Source organism: Haloarcula sp. CBA1122, assembly GCF_009741785.1.
In the GTDB taxonomy this organism is placed as follows: Archaea; Halobacteriota; Halobacteria; order Halobacteriales; family Haloarculaceae; genus Haloarcula; species Haloarcula hispanica.
Map to the genome: position 1 here is coordinate 42,880 of NZ_WPCB01000019.1, position 17,029 is coordinate 59,908.

At 64.1% G+C, this 17,029-nt stretch carries 15 protein-coding genes and 2 pseudogenes; 7 read left to right on the plus strand and 10 right to left on the minus strand.

The window, feature by feature from the left end; genetic code table 11:
- Positions 1–32 precede the first annotated feature (32 nt).
- The 5 genes and pseudogenes from GJ630_RS09670 to GJ630_RS09690 form a co-directional block, all read right to left on the minus strand.
- Entirely contained in the window at positions 33–1,115 is a 1,083-nt protein-coding gene (locus GJ630_RS09670) for a Xaa-Pro peptidase family protein (protein ID WP_064288413.1), read from the minus strand.
- A gap of 214 nt (positions 1,116–1,329) precedes the next feature.
- A pseudogene (locus GJ630_RS09675) lies at positions 1,330–2,288 on the minus strand (nucleoside hydrolase).
- A gap of 123 nt (positions 2,289–2,411) precedes the next feature.
- Positions 2,412–3,425 (minus strand): alanine dehydrogenase, encoded by a 1,014-nt coding sequence (locus GJ630_RS09680; RefSeq protein WP_014039888.1) that lies wholly within the window; start codon positions 3,423–3,425, stop codon positions 2,412–2,414.
- A 79-nt stretch (positions 3,426–3,504) separates the two neighbouring features.
- Positions 3,505–3,777, minus strand: a complete 273-nt coding sequence (locus tag GJ630_RS09685) for a hypothetical protein (RefSeq protein ID WP_050037749.1) — start codon at positions 3,775–3,777, stop codon at positions 3,505–3,507.
- Positions 3,774–5,327 carry a Na+/H+ antiporter NhaC family protein gene (locus GJ630_RS09690; RefSeq protein ID WP_014039890.1) on the minus strand — a complete coding sequence of 518 codons (1,554 nt, stop codon included), beginning with the start codon at positions 5,325–5,327 and terminating at the stop codon, positions 3,774–3,776. The genes GJ630_RS09685 and GJ630_RS09690 overlap by 4 nt, the downstream gene beginning before the upstream one ends.
- A 329-nt stretch (positions 5,328–5,656) precedes the next feature.
- Here GJ630_RS09690 and GJ630_RS09695 point away from each other — a divergent pair, with 329 nt between their 5' ends.
- The gene (locus tag GJ630_RS09695) at positions 5,657–6,409 is read left to right on the plus strand and encodes an IclR family transcriptional regulator (RefSeq protein ID WP_014039891.1); all 753 of its coding nucleotides are present in this window, start codon (positions 5,657–5,659) and stop codon (positions 6,407–6,409) included.
- A 133-nt stretch (positions 6,410–6,542) separates the two neighbouring features.
- Here GJ630_RS09695 and GJ630_RS09700 read toward each other — a convergent pair whose 3' ends face one another.
- The gene (locus GJ630_RS09700) at positions 6,543–7,289 is read right to left on the minus strand and encodes a helix-turn-helix domain-containing protein (protein WP_050037751.1); all 747 of its coding nucleotides are present in this window, start codon (positions 7,287–7,289) and stop codon (positions 6,543–6,545) included.
- Between the two features lie 138 nt (positions 7,290–7,427).
- Here GJ630_RS09700 and GJ630_RS09705 point away from each other — a divergent pair, with 138 nt between their 5' ends.
- Both GJ630_RS09705 and GJ630_RS09710 read left to right on the plus strand, forming a co-directional pair.
- Entirely contained in the window at positions 7,428–8,471 is a 1,044-nt protein-coding gene (locus GJ630_RS09705; protein WP_008310123.1) for a DUF1611 domain-containing protein, read from the plus strand.
- On the plus strand, positions 8,468–9,547 hold the full coding sequence (locus GJ630_RS09710) for a dipeptide epimerase (RefSeq protein ID WP_191449801.1): 1,080 nt from the start codon (positions 8,468–8,470) through the stop codon (positions 9,545–9,547). Before GJ630_RS09705 ends, GJ630_RS09710 begins: the two co-directional genes overlap by 4 nt.
- Positions 9,548–9,591: 44 nt before the next feature.
- Here GJ630_RS09710 and GJ630_RS09715 read toward each other — a convergent pair whose 3' ends face one another.
- On the minus strand, positions 9,592–10,689 hold the full coding sequence (locus tag GJ630_RS09715; protein ID WP_371727321.1) for a polymer-forming cytoskeletal protein: 1,098 nt from the start codon (positions 10,687–10,689) through the stop codon (positions 9,592–9,594).
- Between the two features lie 204 nt (positions 10,690–10,893).
- Between GJ630_RS09715 and GJ630_RS09720 the strand changes: the two genes are divergently transcribed.
- On the plus strand, positions 10,894–11,745 hold the full coding sequence (locus tag GJ630_RS09720) for a hypothetical protein (protein ID WP_191449802.1): 852 nt from the start codon (positions 10,894–10,896) through the stop codon (positions 11,743–11,745).
- A 15-nt stretch (positions 11,746–11,760) separates the two neighbouring features.
- Here the strand turns inward: GJ630_RS09720 and GJ630_RS09725 are convergent, their stop codons facing one another.
- The gene (locus GJ630_RS09725) at positions 11,761–13,221 is read right to left on the minus strand and encodes a trehalose-6-phosphate synthase (protein ID WP_191449803.1); all 1,461 of its coding nucleotides are present in this window, start codon (positions 13,219–13,221) and stop codon (positions 11,761–11,763) included.
- Positions 13,222–13,550: 329 nt separating this feature from the next.
- Between GJ630_RS09725 and GJ630_RS09730 the strand changes: the two genes are divergently transcribed.
- A complete protein-coding gene (locus GJ630_RS09730; protein ID WP_014039898.1) occupies positions 13,551–14,243 on the plus strand; it encodes a 6-hydroxymethylpterin diphosphokinase MptE-like protein in 693 nt (230 codons plus the stop codon).
- 15 nt (positions 14,244–14,258) lie between these two features.
- Here GJ630_RS09730 and GJ630_RS09735 read toward each other — a convergent pair whose 3' ends face one another.
- Positions 14,259–15,257 (minus strand): TIGR04024 family LLM class F420-dependent oxidoreductase, encoded by a 999-nt coding sequence (locus GJ630_RS09735; protein ID WP_050037756.1) that lies wholly within the window; start codon positions 15,255–15,257, stop codon positions 14,259–14,261.
- A gap of 191 nt (positions 15,258–15,448) precedes the next feature.
- On the opposite strand from GJ630_RS09735, the pseudogene GJ630_RS20540 reads away from it, so the two are divergent.
- Both GJ630_RS20540 and GJ630_RS09745 read left to right on the plus strand, forming a co-directional pair.
- Positions 15,449–15,585: pseudogene (locus GJ630_RS20540) on the plus strand (QacE family quaternary ammonium compound efflux SMR transporter); the annotation flags it as partial.
- Positions 15,586–15,693: 108 nt separating this feature from the next.
- Positions 15,694–16,374 carry a haloacid dehalogenase type II gene (locus tag GJ630_RS09745; protein ID WP_050037757.1) on the plus strand — a complete coding sequence of 227 codons (681 nt, stop codon included), beginning with the start codon at positions 15,694–15,696 and terminating at the stop codon, positions 16,372–16,374.
- 111 nt (positions 16,375–16,485) lie between these two features.
- Here GJ630_RS09745 and GJ630_RS09750 read toward each other — a convergent pair.
- A partial coding sequence (locus tag GJ630_RS09750) for an NAD-binding protein (RefSeq protein ID WP_191449804.1) occupies positions 16,486–17,029 on the minus strand: 544 nt, incomplete at its 5' end.

Sequence of the window (17,029 nt, forward strand, 5' to 3'; positions counted from 1 at the left end):
TAACTCGCCGGCTAGAGATGGCTGCAGTACCGCTACAGTTCCAGCACTGTATGTCGCGGCAGTTCGAGGTCGTAGCCGACTGCCGAGACCGTCTCGGTTGGCCAGTCGCCGGTCGCTGACAGCAGTTCGATGTCGTCGGCCGAGACGAGATAGGTATCCTCGCTCTTCGCGCCGTCGATAGTCGGGTTCCACGCGTACCCATGTGGCAACGCGACCTCGCCCTCGTGTCCGGGCGTGGCGATCCATTCCCGGCCGGCGAAGCCCGTCGCACCACCCTGGTGATGGTTCTGCCACTCACCTTCCCAGCCGACCGCGGCGTAGGCGTCCTGAATCGCGTCGAACACGTCGCCCGCTGTGCCGCCACCCTGACCGGCCGCCTGTGTCGCGGCCAGCGCAGTGGTCTCGACGCGGGCGGCCTTGTGGGTTCGCTCCATGAGCCACTCCGGCGGGTCGAACGCGACCGCTCGGGTGGTGCTGACGTGGAGCCCGTTCCGCTGGACGGTCACCGACATGAGCGCATAGTCGCCGAGTTCAGTTTCGGTCGAGGTGTAATGGCGGTAGGATTGTGCCCGCTCGGCGCTACCGACGAGTACGACGGGCGTAGCGATGCCTCGGCCTTCGAGCTTCTGTCGGAGCACGGCGGTCACATCGAGTTCGGTGTGGGACGGCTCGACGTTCCGCGCGACTGCTTCGACTGCTTCAGCCGTGTCTCGCGCGAGGTCACGACACTGCTCTATCTGGGCCTCGGTCAGTGGCTGTCGGAGCTGTGTGGCGTCGACTGATTCGAAGCCGGGGACGTCGAAGTCCGCCGCCGCCGGGGTCGGGCTCGCTTCGGCGACAGCCTCGGCCAGCGACTGTGCGTGCCAGTCGAACGTTTCGACGGCCACATCGCTTTCGAGTTCCTCGTCACGTAGCCGCGGCGCTTCGATGTTGTCGGCAACGACCCGTACCTCGTCGCCGTCGTAGCCCGCGGCGGCGACGCCGATGTCGCCCTCCCGGTCGACGACGTTGTCGCCGCCTCCCGTAAGCCACGCGAAGGAGTTCGGTCGGGCGAACCAGACGGCTTCGAGTCCCGCTGCCCGGCGGTACTGGTCGAGACGGTCTGTAAGCGTCATACCCTGACATCCCTCCGGCCCCCAGTAAAAACCAGGGACAACACGCGGCGACAGGACCGGCGCCACAGGTCTCGCACAGCGGCAACTACGACACACACCGTTCGCTACTATCGCGCCCGACACCGCTCCTGATACTGCCGGCTGTAACTATTTCAAGAGATTCGCCACCCCGAAGTGGCGATATTCGTCACAGACGTACAGCCGGCAGTATGACTCACTCGGCGATGCCGCTGTCAGGGTCCCGGGACTGGAGCAGCGAGTACATGACCGACTGGAAGGCGTCGCTGTCGACGGACTCCACGACGTGGGTGTTCGGTTCGCCGTCAGTCACGCCGTTGACGTCGACGCTGGTGTACCCGCGGGTGAGTCCGTCGCGGTCGTCCACCGCGACGTGGTACGTCGACACCGCCTCGCGGAGTTCCGGATACGCCAGCAACGCGGCGGTGACGCTGTCCGGGAGTGCCGTCCATCCGGGATCGTCGGGGCCTTCGCTGTTGACGCCCGGGCCTGCTCGGTTACCGACTCGAAGAACGACGCCAGTTCCGTATCGAACGCTGATACTGCTTCGAACTCGGAGGAGCCAAACACTGCGTCTCGAAGACACACGCCCCAGTCGACGAGCGTCACCTCGAAGGCGTCGAACACGCGTTTGGCAGCGTCGGGGTCGACCCACAGATTGAATTCCGCGGCAGGAGTGACGTTCCCCTCACAGTTGACGTTCCCGCCCATCACCCACACCTCATCGACAAGCTCCGGAAGTTCAGGCTCGCGGGCGTACGCCAGCGCCAGATTGGTCAGCGGGCCGATGCAGAGCAGCGTGATTTCGCCAGGGGCCGCCCGACAGCGGTCGACGATCTCGTCGGGGCCAAACCCTGCCGCCGACTCGATACCGGTGTCGGGGAACACGTCCCCGCCGAGGCCGTCCTCACCGTGAATGTACGTCGCGTGTTCGAATTCCTTGAGAAGCGGCTGTCTCGCCCCTTCGTAGACGGGCACGTCGAGGGAATCGGCGAGTTCGAGCGTGTACTTCGCGTTCTCGACCTCTCTGTCGAAGGGCACGTTGCCGGCGACGATTGTGACTGCCTCGACGGTAACTCGATCACTGAGACAGGACAGCAAAATTGCCTGTGTGTCGTCGCCCGCGGTGTCCGTATCGATGATGACGCGTCGCATACGCCCTCGTCGTATGGCACATATAAATCGTTCCGGGACACAACTGCGTGCCACAGTTGTCTGTGCGACACTCGATAGCGGTGGGTGAACGGCCAACTGCTACGATACTGCAGACCGCCGGGGTTACACCATTTCGAGGCGGTAGCCGCTGTCGTCACCGAGCGATTCGTACACGATGCGTGCGGCAGCGATGTCCTGAATCGCGAGCCCGGTCGAGTCGAAGACGGTAATCCCGGACAGGTCCTCGCGGCCCGGCGCGTTCCCGACGACGATCTCGCCGAGTTCGGCGTCGATATCCGACTCGTCGATTTCACCCGTGCTCCAGGGGACGTTTATCTCGCCGGAGTGGGTCGTCTGCTCGAAGTCGTCGATGACGAGGGTCGCCTCGCGGATGACCTCCGTGTGGAGTTCCTGCTTCCCTTCGGCGTCGGCACCCATGGCGTTGACGTGGGTGTGTTCCCCAAGGTCCTCAAGCGTGACGATGGGGTCTTCGACCGGCGTCACGGTCGAGAGAACATCACACTGGGCCGCCTCGGAAATCGTGCCGGCTCGCACGTCGAACTCGTCGCCGAAGGTGTCGATGAACCGCTGGACGCGGTCGTCGTCGAGGTCGCTGACGACGACGGATTCAATCGGTCGTACCTGCGAGATGGCCTCCAGTTGCGTGTAGGACTGGACGCCGGCACCGATGATGCCCAGCGAGGACGCGTCCTCGACGGCGAGGTGGTCCGTCGCCACGGCGGCGGCCGCGCCGGTTCGCTTCATCGTCAGCGTCGTGGCGTCCATCACGGCAAGCGGGAAGCCGCTCTCGGGGTCCGTGTACACGAGCGTCCCCATCACGGTCGGCAGGTCGAACTCGTCGGGGTTGTCCGGGTGAACATTCACCCACTTGATGCCCGACGCTTCCCAGTCGTCCGTTTCGAGGTAGGCCGGCATCGACCGGAAGTCCCCGTTGTGCTGTGGCAGGTCGATGTAGGACTTCGGCGGCATCTGCGCCGTGTCGTTTTCGTATGCGGCGAACGCGGCCTCGATGGCCGGCACGAGGTCCGCCATCTCGACGGCCGCCTCGATGTCCGTACTGGGGACGATAGTCGTCTGGTTGTCCTGTCGTGCTGTCGAATATAGTGAGTTGCTCATAGTGGTTCGAATCTGTGATATCGGTTTATTCGATCGCGCTATACTGATTCAATGTCCGTCTCGGCGCTCGTTGGCAATCCTAGAACGACCCCTGAGACAGCGTTTTGAGGTGGGTGAGACGGCCGCGGTGCTCCGCGTCGTCGAACGACTCGACCTTCGCGAGGACGCGACAGCCGACGATGTCTGTCTCGCCGTTCTCGAAGTGGAGACGGGTTTCGCCGACCTGTGCGACCAGCTCGCCGGATTCCTCGTCGAGTTCCGTGACGTACACCTCGATCTCCTCGCCCGCCGCGAACGTCGGCGTGGTCGTCCTGAAGGACATCCCAGTGAGGAATTTACTGAATATGCTCATAGACGGGTCACATCCTTGGATTTGCGGTCAGTGGTGTATTCGAGCCCGAAGCCGGTCAGTGCGGAGAGCAGGAACACACCGAACAGGAACCAGCCGTGGAAGACGTACGGCCACACCTGCACGGGGTTGACGACCATCGCACTGGTGAACCACTCGTACTGGTTCGGGAGGCCTTGCAGCGTCGCGAAGCCGATGAGCACGCCGCCGCCCCACGGGAAGATGTACCCGAGCGCCGAGGTGTTCGCGTCGAGGATATTCGCTCGACGGTAGCTGTTGATGTTGTACCGCTGGCCGATGCGGGCGATGTACGGCGCGATCGCGATCTCTGCGGCCGTGTTGATCGTGATCATCGAGTTGACGAGGGCAGTGCCGACCACCATCGTCGTTTCGGCCTTGCGAACGCCCGTTGCGACGTTTTCGAGGAGCCACTCCTGGATCGCCTCGAAGCCACCGCCACGGATCATGATCTCTGACCCGGCGACGATGAGCAACACGAGAACGATTAGCGGGAAGAACCCGGCTGCACCGTTGTAGATCGACCCGGTGACGCCAGCGTTTTGCGGCGCGACCACTTCCGCGATGGGAAGTGAGCCAGCCCAGCTTGCGGCCGAAGACGTTTCCGGGACCTTGAACAGCAACACGGCACTCAGCGGTGCGAGACCGAAGACGATGTTGAAGGCAACGGCGACGACGAGGCCCCACGAGATCGCCTCGACGATGTGTCGGCCCATGACTGCCGTCACAATGACGACGAGCATGGAAATGAGATGCAACAGTCCCGCCGGCTCGCTGTTCTGGACGAACAGGTCCTGTGCCTGCTGGGAGATGTCCAGCCCGGGCATCGCGTTCCCGGCGAAAACGTACGCCGCGAGCGCCAACACCGCAGCGATGATGGCGTACTTGAACCGCGAGGCGACGACGCCGCCGATGTCGGCGTCCTGTGTCACCGCACTCACGATTGTCGTATCACTGACCGGTGCCAGGTTGTCGCCGAAGACAGCCCCTGAGAGAATTGCTCCGAACAACAACACCGGATTCGCACCGAGCAGGATGCCGGCCGGGAAGAACAGCGCCGAGAAGGCGACTGCCGCGCCGTACCCGGTGCCGATACCGGTCGTGAAAAGCGCAGCGAGGATGAAGGTGGCGGCGGGGAACAGCGCGCCCCCGACTTCGGCCGCGTTCGCTGCCCAGACGAGTCCGCCGACGAAGCCACCTGCCTGCAGCGTGTTCGAGAACATCCCTGCCCAGAGCCACGCGACGACTGCCGTCGCGGCGACCCGCTTTGTCATCCCATCGAAGATGGTGTTCGCGTAGTTCTTCCAGTCTCCCTTGGCGAAGAACATCCCGACGATGAGCGCCACGAGCATCCCTGCGACGAGTCCAGTCGTGTCCCCGATACCGAACAGGCCACTCTGGACAATTGCCCACAGGATAAACAACCCTATGGGAATGACGCTCATCCACCGTCCGCCGTAGAACTCGATTGCTTCGACGTCCGGACCAGAGATCTCCTCGATCTCTGTCCCATCGCCACTATCCGTGTCTGACATGCATTCTGTGCCTCGTCAGATACACACGCAAAAGATCATGATAATAACTATCTCTCCGGTAACAAATCACGGGAGCCGCCTCTGGTGAAGTCTTGTCTCGTTCCGGCCGCTGTAGCTATATAAAAGTCCACTTCTATTGGATCCGGGACAGCGTCCTGACCTTATATATCGCACAAATCCCGGAAGACGGACTAATTTCGGGCGTGAGATTGTAAAATATACCTATGGGTAATCACACTCTCAGTAGCTATCACATCTACACATAATATCCACCGAACCAGTTCCACTATGTCCGGACCTTTTTATATCACTATCAAGTCCACAGTGGTATGGACAGCTCTAGCGGTCGTCGTCTCCAGACGACCGAAACCTCCCTTGCGATCATCGATGCGGTAAACGAGCTGGGGGAGGCTCGAATGAGTGAGCTTGCGGACCGGCTGGACCTCTCGACGAGTACCATTCACGTTCACCTCAAGACACTCTTGGATCAGGAGTATCTGGTCAAACGGGGCGAGCAGTACCGACTCGGTATGAAGCTGTTCCACCTCGGAGAGGGCGCTCGGACCCGAAACGAGTGGTACGAGGTCGCCCGTCGCAAAACACACGAACTCGCCGATAGCTGTGGCGAGGAGGTCACGTTCGCCGTCGAGGAGTACGGGCGTGCGATAACGCTGTTCAACGTCGTCGCTAACGTCCCGTCGAAAGGGTTCCAGGTGGGCCGGTACTACTACCTGCACAACTCGGCAGTCGGCAAGGCGATTCTCGCCGCGTTGCCGGAGACCCGAGTCAACGAGATTCTCGACCGGTGGGGGCTGCCAGCCGAGACAGAGTATACTGTCACGGACCGGGAAACCCTCATGGAAGACATCGAACGCACGAACGAGCGCGGCTATTCGGTGAACGATCAGGAAGCGGTCGAGGGGCTTCGCTCGGTCGGCGTACCGGTCACCGCCCCACACGGCGGCGTCCTCGGCGCACTGGACATCTCCGGCCCGCTGTATCGGCTGCCGCCGAACGAAGAACTCGCGTCGATGCTGCAAGACGTTGTCGAGGAGTTGGAGTCAGAACTCGGAGTGGAATAGGCATTCGGTTGCGCTCGCGGTCCCGGAGGCGTTCAGCCGCGCTTGGGGTCACAAATGCTGAACAGGGACCGGGACGCTGGCTCTGACAGTACGGACCCGGCAAGGCGAAGCATGGATCGACGCCGTACCGTCGTCAGTACCGGCCAGCGTCTCTCGGGCCGAGAAGCGTGGCCTCGACTTTCCGGAGGTGTTCATGGAACGTCGTCTTCGCGATATCGAGTTCGTCGGCCAACTCGCTCCCGCTTACCGCCCTCGGGTAGTCGTAATAGCCGCGTTTGCGGGCCAGTTCGAACACTTCGCGCTGCTTGTCGGAAAGCTGCCGGACAGCCAATCCATCGCGTTCTCTGCTTCCGGTGGTCGCCGACGTGATCTGTGTGATGGTGATTGTTGCGTCTTTCTGTGCACACACGGCGTCGAGTTTCTCCTGTATCGTCGCCCGCGATTCGTCGATGGCGACCGTCCAGTACTCGGTCCCGTTGCGGATTCGAATCGGCTCCTGGTTCATGAACCCGTGTGAGACCAGCGCGTCGTGGATGCTCTCCTCGGGGCCGTACTCGACGAGCAGCGTACTCGTCGCTTTGTTTACCGGTGCGGATATGCCGCCGAAGCTGCGACGGGTATCCATCTCTGTGACTGTCTCGGTGTGGTCGGACGCCCGAGTCGCCGCGACGAGTGCGTCGACCGCGTCCGCCGACTCCGCGTATGCGACGACGTGGGCCTTGACCTTCTCGTCGACCAGATACGCGGCGTTGACCAGCAGTCTGGCCGAGGTGGCCGCCGTCACCTCCCGCATCCAGCAGTCGGGATGCTCCAGTTCGAGTGTCAGCTGGAGACCGCCACTGGCCGAGTTAGCGGTCGCATCGGAGCCGTCAGCGCCCATCGTTCTCTCCGGGTCCTGAGACGTGACTGTGCTTGGTTGCGTTTGCTTTCACCACGGGGAATCGTCCTCCAGTGGTCTCACTGAGTGCCACACATGTAAGGCTCTGGTTTGTCAGTCACGTCGGCGATGTACATCAGTATGGACTTGCGGCGAAAATACGACGAAGGCACGCCCGCCGTTGTGCTCGCAGAGGGCGAGTTCGGACAACCGGAAGGCAAGACGGCCAACGGAATCGTCATGCACGGAGAGCTGTTCGACGCGCAGGCCGTCGTGGACTCGACGTGTCCGAGCCCCAACGCCGGAGCGGCCCTCGATTGGCCGGCTGCCGACGACGTGCCGGTCGTCGAAACCGTCACCGAAGCGCTGAACCGAGCCCCGGACGCAGCCGTCCTCGTCATCGGCGTTGCGCCCGCTGGCGGTGACCTTCCGGCGGCCTGGGTCGAGGCTATCCAGCGTGCGATGGAACGGGGCTGTGACGTCGTCTCTGGCCTGCACGTCTTCTTGAGCGAGCGCCCAGCCTGGACCGAGCGCGCCCAGCAACACGGTGTCGACCTCGTCGACGTCCGGAAACCGCCGTCCGTCGCCGACCTGACGCTCGGTGACGGCCGCGGGAGCGAAGCCGACGCGGATGTCGTCCTGACGATGGGGACCGACTGTGCGGTCGGGAAGCGGACGACGACCTTCGAACTGTACCGGGCGGCGACCGATGCCGGACTCGACGCCGGCTGGGTCGCGACGGGACAGACCGGTATCCTCGTCGGCGCGGACCGCGGTGTCGTCATCGACCGGGTTCCGGCCGACTTCGTTTCGGGCGTCGTCGAGGACATGGTGCTCGACGTCGCAGCGGACCACGATATCGTGTTCGTCGAAGGGCAGGCCGCGCTCACGCACACCGCCTACGGCGGGGTGACGCTCGGGCTGCTTCACGGGGCGGCCCCCGATGCAGTCGTGCTGGCCGACGACCCCTCCCGGGAGGCCCGGTCACATTTCGATGACCTCACTGTGGCCGGTGTCGAGGCCGAACGCCGTGCGATTACCGACCTCACAGAGACGACAGTCGCCGCCCTCTCTACCTGGGGCGACCCGGAGGAAGAAACAGCTCGGACAGGCCTCCGGGCGGCGAACATCTACGACGACGACGGCCCGGAGACACTCCTCGCGGCCGTTCTGGAGGAACTATGACCCGTATCGACGGCGTCTCCGTCGAGGCGCTCGACCACGAACTCCACGAACCGTTCGAAATTTCGCTCGGAACCCGAGAGAAAGCGCGGAACCTGGTCGTCGCAGTAGAGACGGACTCAGGTGTAGTCGGCTACGGAGAGGGGTCCCCGCTGCCGCCGGTGACCGGCGAGACGCAGGCGGCCGCCGTGGCGACTGCCCGGTCGGTTACGTCGCTGCTTGAGGGGGCGGCCCTCGCCGACTACCGCGAACTTGTCAGTGACCTGCGGGCAGCAGTGCCCGGAGCGGTTTCGGCGCTGTTCGCCGTCGAGACGGCACTGCTGGACGCGTACTGTCGTGACCGTGGTATCCCGCTCTCGGAACTGTTCGGCGGCGCGCCGACCACAGTTACGACTGATATCACCGTTCCGATAGTCACGCCCGACGCGGCAGCCGAACGAGCCACGCGCGCCGCAGCTGCCGGCTTCGACCACATCAAGGTCAAAACCGGCGGCGAAATCGACGCCGACGTGGCCCGAACAGTTGCGGTCGCGGATGCAGCGCCCGACGCGACGATCACGGTTGACGCGAATCAGGGCTGGACGCCGAAGGCCGCAGCGACGTTTGTCGACGAGGTGACCGCGGCCGGGGTCGACCTTGCCCTGGTCGAACAGCCGACACCGAAAGACGACATTCGCGGTCTTGCGAGGGCACGCGACAGACTCCCGGTTCCCGTCGCCGCGGACGAGGCCGTGTTCACGCCGGCAGACGCAACGGCCGTGGTTCGCGACGGGGCTGCCGACGTGATCAACGTCAAACTCGGGAAATCGGGGCTCCTCGGGGCAGCGGCGATTGCGGCCATCGCCGAGGCCGCCTCCCTCGACTGTATGCTCGGCTGCATGCTCGAAGGCGCGACCGGGATCGCGACGAGCGCCCACCTCGCCGCTGGGCTTGGTGCCTTCGATTACGTCGATCTGGACGGCCACCTGCTGTTTGACGAGTGCCCGCCGTCGATGTCGTTCGGCCCGGATATCGATATCGACGGACCGGGACACGGGGTTTCACCGCCGACGGCCGTGAGTGACGCGACTGAACGCTGACGCTGTGTAGCGAGCGTTCGCCACGCAAAATAGCGTCCGAGCGGTTACTCTGCCGACTCCGCCGCCTCTTCGACGTCGGGACCGTCCTCGGAAGCATCGCTGCCGGTTGTCACTCCGTCTGCATCCCCGCCGTCGGTTGCCGCACTGTCCGCAGTGGCGGGGTCGTCGGCTGCTGTATCGGCCGCCGACTCGCTGTTATCTGAATCGCTTCGTTCGTCGGCTGGCTCCGTAGTGTCAGTGTCAGCTTCGAGCGATTCGGCCATCTCGGCCATCGCCGCAGCGGATTCGTCCGGGCGGTCTAGCACTGCCTCGGTGTGCATCCGCATCTCCTCGCTGGTGCGGATTGTCCCGTCGACCGTCGCGTTCTCGTGGAGTTCGACGGTCGTCCCCGAGATGTCGCCCCAGATCTTCGCGCCCGGGCCGACGCGGACGGTGCCGCTGCGGGTCGTTACGTCCCCTTTGATCTCCGTGCCCCGGCCGACCACGATATCGTCTTTCGCGCGGAGGCTCCCGAAGACGACCGTGTCACGGCCGACTTCGAGGGACTTCGCGCGGATGTTGCCGTGGAGCCGGCAGTCGTCGCCGACCGTTGCCGGCGTCGAGACGCGCCAGGCGTCGTCCGAGACGCTCGCACCGCGTGGAATCAGAACCGGGTCGTGCTCGTCACTGCCGTCGTCTAGCATCTCGTCGATTACTTCCTCGGCCGCGTCTTCCTCGCCGATGCGGAGGAGTTGCGAGAGGTAGACGAACAGGAAGACGATGGTCGGCATCGGGTTCCGGATGACGATCCAGCCGTTCGCCTCGAACCCGTTCTCGATGTCCACGTCGTCGCCGATATCAAGGTCGCCCGCGACACGGAGTTCGCCGCCGATGTGTACCCGTTCGCCGATGTAGGCGTCTTCGCCGACGAGGACGTTGTCCGCGACGTCACACCACATATCCAGCCGACAGTCACCTTCGGCTTCGATGTGGCCGCCAAAGCGGACCCGCTCGTCGGCGATGACTGTCCGCCCGCGTACGCCGAACTCCACGGTCGACTGGCCGCCGACGATGACGTCGCCGTCGGTCACCAGGTCGTGTTCCTCGACGGTCGTCCCGTCGGGAATGTCGAGTTCGGACAGCGGGTCGGAGCCGAGAGGCACGGTTACTATAGCGGTTCCGTTCGTATTAAACCCTCATGACGTGCATGACGGGCGTCTGACGCTGGTCCGACGGGAACGGCATTCCCCTCCGTAGTGCGCTGGTGACGGCGCAGTCAGTAACGGTCTGTTCGAACGTCGATAACAGCGAGAACGTGACAGCTGAACGGCCATAACGAACTAGTTCGCTGATACAGTGGCTCCGGTATGTTACTCGAACGCCGCCACCTCTCGCTTGCACTCGTAATGCTACTGACAGCGTCCGCCGGCTGTAGCGGGCTGCTGGGTACTGATTCGGGCACAGACGGTACGGACGCCGAAGTAACGGCGACGCAGATTGATGCCAACGGCCCCGCCCCCGGGTCGTCCGGGTTCGACGCGGCGGCCGTCGAACGCGGGCACTTCGAGACGCTGTCGAACTCGTCGTTCACCACCTCGCTGTCGTTCCAGCTCTCGACGGTCCGCGACGGCGAGAACCGGTCGGTGTTCATCAACCGGACCGTCGCTATCGACCGCGACAGCGACCGGTCGCTGGCGACGGGCGAACTGGTCCAGGCCAGCGGCGACACGCTGGCGACGACGACCTACACGGCTGACGGGACCACCGCCGAGCGTCGAGTCCTCACCCGCGGTGACGACACGAGGACGGACTACCGCTCGGCATCACCGCCGTACGATGGCCAGGTCCAGCCCGTCAACGAGAGCAGCGTCATCGACCGCTCGCTGCTGCAATCACTAGGGTCGGACATCAACTGGACCTACGCCGGTACCGAGACGGTCGACGGTGACAGCGTCTCGCGGTTCGAAGCAACCGGGAGCGACGTCACTGGCTTCGCTGCCGACGACGCCGTCTCGACGAACGTCTCGGCCAACGGGACGACGGACTCGGCCAGTGCAACCGTGCTCGTCGACGATGACGGCGTCGTCCGGTCGTTCCAGTACCGGGTGACGACTGAGCGGGACGGCCAGCCGGTGACGGTGACGCTGTCGCTCTCCGTCTCGAAGGTCGACGACACCATCGTCGCGGAACCGGACTGGCTGTCAAAGGCAGCGAACTGACGAACGACGGAAAAACTACAGGGACTGGCCGGCGCTGAACTGCCTGGCGACCCACTGTGAACTGTCGAGCGCCTCGACGCCGTCCTGAAGACGCGACAGCCGGTCCCTTGTTTCCGCTTCGTCCAGTTCAAACGCCCGCTCGATGGCGTCCGCAATCGCCTCGATGTCGTGCGGATTGACCGTCAGCGCGCCGTCGAGATGGGTCGCCGCGCCGGCCAGTTCGCTCAGCACGAGCGAGCCGTCGCCGTCGACACAGGCCGCTGGGTACTCGTGGGCGACGAGGTTCATGCCGTCGCGATGGGGCGTCACGACCGCGACTTCTGCGGCCCGGTACAGCCCGGCGAGCGTCTCGTTGTCGAGTTTGGCCTCGGTGTAGACGATGGGCTGCCAGTCGTCGGTCCCGAAGCGGTCGTTGACGCGCTCGACGGCATCGACGACGTCCGCTCTGTAGCGGCGGTAGGCGGCGATCCCCTCCCGGGTTCGGCTCGCCTTCTGGACGTACGTGAATTCTCTTCGCAGGTCCGGCCGCCGGTCCCAGAGGTGTGCCAGCGCCTCGATCCGTTCGGGGATGCCCTTCGAATAGTCGAGCCGTTCGACGCCGAGCGCGAGGCGAATCGACGTGTCCGAGCGGCTGCCGCCCAGCACAGTATCCCGGATACTGGTCACGTCAGCAGCCCGTGCTCGGTCCCGAACCCCCTCGACGTCGATTCCCAGCGGGTTCGCGACGGCTCGTGTCTTGTCACAGCTGCGGGTGACTATTCCGCCGTCCGTGTCGACGGTCGCCGCGGGGAACGCGCTGTCGACGCAGTGCAGGAACTGCTCGGCGTACGCTGTCGTGTGAAAGCCGATGACGTCACAGGCCAGCAATCCGTCGAGGAGCGCGTCGCTGTGGGGGCAGTGCCTGAACACCGACGGCGCGGGCCAGGGGATGTGCCAGAACTGCAACAGCGTCGTATCCGGTCGCCGCTGTCGGACCAATCTGGGCGCGAGCGCCAGGTGGTAGTCCTGGAACCAGACCGACTGGTCCGCGTCGGCGACCGCATCGACGGCCTCGGCGAACTGCTCGTTGACGGCGCGGTACTGCTCCCAGTAGGCGGGCTCGGCCCACATTCGGCCCGTGTCTTCGTGACAGAGGGGCCAGAGAACCTGATTGGCGTAGCCGTAGTAGTAACCCTGAACTGCCGCGTCGGAGAGGGGAACGCGTTTCAGGTCGTATGTGGGGGCAGACGGCGGGACTTCGACGATGCCCTCCTCGGCAACGGCCATATCGGCGTCGCCGCTGCCCCAGGCGACCCAGGTGCCGCCCCGTGACTGCATCACCGGGTCGAGTGCGCTCGTCAGCCCACCCGCCGCGGACTGGACCCGTATCTCACCGTCGTCGTCCCGCTCGTGGCTATACGGTTCGCGGTTCGAGACGACCACCAGCGAATCCGGAACTGCACCGTCTTGCGCGTTTACTGACAGTTCCGGGGCCATTTGCCTGCGGTAAGTGCTTCCCTGCCTTGAGACTGTCGTGGACTACTGACTCGTGTTTCCAACGTAACAAGTCCTCGGGCTTGTGACGCCTGTCCTCCATGTCTGACGGTAAGAGAAAACTTATACCGGAGGCCTCGAAAGAAAGGGGTGAAAGCCGAAAGGGCACCCGGGTAGGGGTACACGGACGTGCCATTTCGGCTCAACTCGGTTTATCTGGACACGAATTCGATAGCGACAGCTACGCTGTGGGACGTTGGTAGTGTGAAAGCGGTATGACTGGCTCGGTGAACAAGACAGAAGCACGTCCACTCCGTGGTGTCTGACAACAGATGGAATTTCACACCTGGGAACCAGTGTACGAGGATATCCTCGACGATTTCGGCTATCCTCGTGATGGCGACGAGCGTGCCCGCGACCGATTCGGTGACCTGCTCGGCGACGACAGCACGTACGACCCGGCGCGACTCGGACTCGACGGCGCAACGGTTGCCGTCGCCGGGGCCGGCCCATCACTCGAAGCCGAGGCCGACCGGGTAGTCGATGCTGACGTGGTCTTCGCGGCCTCCACGGCCGCCGACCGCCTCAAGACGGAAGGTGTGGCCATCGACTGCATGGTCACGGACCTGGACAAGAACGCCGATACCGGACGGGAACTGACCGCCGACGGGACGCCGGTCGTCGCCCACGCCCACGGCGACAACATCCCCGCACTGGAGACACACATTCCGACTTACGACAGCGAGTTCGTCGTGCCGACGACACAGGCGGCCCCCGCCCCGCCGGTCCGCAACTACGGCGGTTTCACCGACGGCGACCGCGCCGCGTTCCTCGCGGACCACTTCGGCGCTGCCGCGCTGGTGTTCCCCGGCTGGGACTTCGACGACCCGTCCGTGACTGCGGAAAAGCGACAGAAACTCCGCTGGGCCGAGCGCCTGCTCCACTGGCTAGAACAGCGCCGCGGCGAGCGCTTCGACGTGCTCGACGGCCGACGTGACGACATCGAGCCAGTCGCTACCGACTGAAAACGACGCCCCGACTCAGGGCGCTAACACGTCGATGGTCGTGTCGATAGTGTCCGGTTCGGCAGCGCGGGGGAACGAGATGTTGATCGCGTCCACGCCATCGATGTCTTCGAACTGTGTGATGTGGTCGCGACAATCCTCGGGCGTACCGGCGACGGCGATGCTGTCCAGTAGCTCGTCGCTGATCGCGTCGACGGCAGCCGCTTTGTCGCCCGATCCCCACTGCTCGGCGATCTCGTAAGCGGTGTCCTCGTACCCCTGGCGGGCCAGCGCGTCGCGGTAGAACGTCCCCATACCGCCGATGTAGAACGCGACGTGCTGACGGGCCAGTTCGCGGGCCTGCTCCCGGTCGTCCATCGCACAGCACGTCAGCGACAGCGTCACCCGCTGGTCTGACCGGTTGCGGTCGCCGAGATCCGCTCCGCGCTCGAAGTCTTCCAGTCGGTCTCGGAGGCCGTCGGCGGTCAGCATCAGCGCGTGCCAGCCGTCGGCGAAGCGACCGGCGAGTTCGACCGATTTCGGGCCGAGGCCGCCGGCGTCTACGGGCGGCGCGGGTTCGGGCGGCTCACAGCGCAGTCGGAACCCGGACAGCGAAAAGATGTCCCCGTCGTAGTCGACGGTCTCCCCGGAGAGCACCAGTTTCATGATGTCGACGGTCTCCCGCGTGTACTTGAGCGGATTCTCGAACTCACGGCCGTGCCAGCCTTCGATGACGATAGGGCCCGACGGGCCGACACCGGCGCGGAAGCGGCCGTCCGAAACCTCCTGCAGCGTCGCCGCAGTCTGGCCGAGCAGCGCCGGCGACCGCGAGTACACGTTCAGAATCGAGGACCCGAGACCGACCGTCGACGTGTGCTCGGCGATGCTAGTCAGCGTCGTCACCGCGTCCCGCCCCCACGTCTCCGGGAGCCAGACCCGGTCGTAGCCACTGTCCTCGGCCTGCTGACTCATCTCGACCAGCGTGTCGACCGACGGCTGTGCCGCGACCGGGAGATACACGTCTCGCGCTGTCATCTGTCGCCCTCCACGCGTCGAGCGATGACTGGCTGGACGCCTGTGAGAGACTGGAACGTATGTGCCTGAGACATGGCTCGCAGTGCGGCCGCACGGGAGATAAAGCCACATGAGAGGGGGAGTGTCGCCCGTTGTCCGCGGTTTATTCACGGAACGGTGACCGGGTCGCCACGCCTCAGGAGGGGCTACCCGGTGTCGTCGTCGGCTACGGCCTGGCTTTCTACTTGGTGTCGCTGACGCTCGAAGACCTCCCGGTGCCGTCGGCATCCTGCTCATCATCATCGCCGTGTACTGTGGCAGCGTCCTGTCCGAGATGTCCGTGCACTGAGCGGGGACCGGTCACGTCACATGTGAAGCTGTGAGTGGGCCCGTACCGGACGGCTGGACGCTCGACTCGGCGACCGGCTATATGAGGCCGCCGCTTCTACGGGTGCCTATGCCGTTCGACCCGGACCGCGTGACGACGATTACCTTTGACTCGTACAGCACCATCGTTGATGTCGAAGCGGCGCAAAAGGCCCTCGCCGACCGGGTGGACGACCCCCGGCCGGTGTCCCGGCTCTGGCGCTCCCGTTCGCTGGCGTACACCTTCCTCGCCAACCAGATCGACGCCTACAAGCCGTTCTACGAGATGAATCGCGATGCGCTCCAGTACGCGCTGGACGCCCACGGCGTCGACATCACGACGGAGGAGCGCGACGAGATTCTCGCGGTCTACCACGAACTCGACGTGTTCGACGACGTACGGGACGGCATGAACAGGCTCTACGACGCCGGCTACGACCTCTATGTCGTCTCGAACGGCAACCCCGAGATGCTCGAATCGATGGTCGACTTCGCCGGCATCGGCGGTCTGCTCGAAGACACCGTCAGCGCAGACGAGATCCAGACGTTCAAGCCGGCGGCCGAACTGTACCGTCATGCGGCAGAGAGAACGGGGACCGAAATCGAGGAAATCGCCCACGTCACCGCAGGCTATTTCGACGTGTACGGTGCGATGCACGCCGGGATGCAAGGCGTCTGGGTCAACCGCGATGACGGCCCGTGGGACGCCTTCGCCGGCGAGCCGGACCTGACCATCAGGTCGTTCCACGACCTCCACGACGAACTAGTCTGAGACGGGACAGTACCACTGTTGGGGTCTCTGTGTTGGTTCGCCGATAGAGCGTCAGTTTCCGTATATAACCAGGAAGACCTGAGCGGCGGCCTCTGACAACGTACTATGTTGCTACCCGCGCAGGAGATTCAACACTTCATCGACAACATCGGTTTCGACGGCGAGAATATAGTGCTCGTCAGGTTCCAAAACCGTCTCAGGTCCTGCCAGTTCCGTTCGGTCCGCCGTCGAAATCAGCAGGCTACCGGCCGGGAGAGCGATTTCATCGAGGCGACGCCCAGCAACGGGGGCCGACGGGGAGACGCTCACCTCAATGATATCGAGATCGGCAGTCGGATAGACAAGCGTCCGAATATCCTCGCCGGTCAGTATATCAGCCGCGTGGTCGCCACCGAGATACTCGGGTAGCAGCGTCGCATCCACCACCTCGTCGTACTCCTGCTCCGTCCCCGTCTCTGCCCTCGCAATGGTCCGAATCGACGGAACGTACTGTTGGGCCTCCATACAGATTGCGAGGTTCGTGCCTGGTTCGTCAGTGAGTGCAGCGATAGCGTCGGCATCGGCCAGGTCGGCCTGCTCAAGAATCGACGGGCGTGTGGCGTCGCCGTGGATAACGGGGCCGAGATACGCATCGGACAACGCCGCAACACGCTCC

What these genes read in the sequence shown, in the direction of transcription:
- GJ630_RS09670 (WP_064288413.1), bottom strand. Translation starts at nt 1,115, where the DNA reads ATGACGCTTACAGACCGTCTCGACCAGTACCGCCGGGCAGCGGGACTC.
- GJ630_RS09680 (WP_014039888.1), bottom strand. Translation starts at nt 3,425, where the DNA reads ATGAGCAACTCACTATATTCGACAGCACGACAGGACAACCAGACGACT.
- GJ630_RS09685 (WP_050037749.1), bottom strand. Translation starts at nt 3,777, where the DNA reads ATGAGCATATTCAGTAAATTCCTCACTGGGATGTCCTTCAGGACGACC.
- GJ630_RS09690 (WP_014039890.1), bottom strand. Translation starts at nt 5,327, where the DNA reads ATGTCAGACACGGATAGTGGCGATGGGACAGAGATCGAGGAGATCTCT.
- GJ630_RS09695 (WP_014039891.1), top strand. Translation starts at nt 5,657, where the DNA reads ATGGACAGCTCTAGCGGTCGTCGTCTCCAGACGACCGAAACCTCCCTT.
- GJ630_RS09700 (WP_050037751.1), bottom strand. Translation starts at nt 7,289, where the DNA reads ATGGGCGCTGACGGCTCCGATGCGACCGCTAACTCGGCCAGTGGCGGT.
- GJ630_RS09705 (WP_008310123.1), top strand. Translation starts at nt 7,428, where the DNA reads ATGGACTTGCGGCGAAAATACGACGAAGGCACGCCCGCCGTTGTGCTC.
- GJ630_RS09710 (WP_191449801.1), top strand. Translation starts at nt 8,468, where the DNA reads ATGACCCGTATCGACGGCGTCTCCGTCGAGGCGCTCGACCACGAACTC.
- GJ630_RS09720 (WP_191449802.1), top strand. Translation starts at nt 10,894, where the DNA reads ATGTTACTCGAACGCCGCCACCTCTCGCTTGCACTCGTAATGCTACTG.
- GJ630_RS09725 (WP_191449803.1), bottom strand. Translation starts at nt 13,221, where the DNA reads ATGGCCCCGGAACTGTCAGTAAACGCGCAAGACGGTGCAGTTCCGGAT.
- GJ630_RS09730 (WP_014039898.1), top strand. Translation starts at nt 13,551, where the DNA reads ATGGAATTTCACACCTGGGAACCAGTGTACGAGGATATCCTCGACGAT.
- GJ630_RS09735 (WP_050037756.1), bottom strand. Translation starts at nt 15,257, where the DNA reads ATGACAGCGCGAGACGTGTATCTCCCGGTCGCGGCACAGCCGTCGGTC.
- GJ630_RS09745 (WP_050037757.1), top strand. Translation starts at nt 15,694, where the DNA reads ATGCCGTTCGACCCGGACCGCGTGACGACGATTACCTTTGACTCGTAC.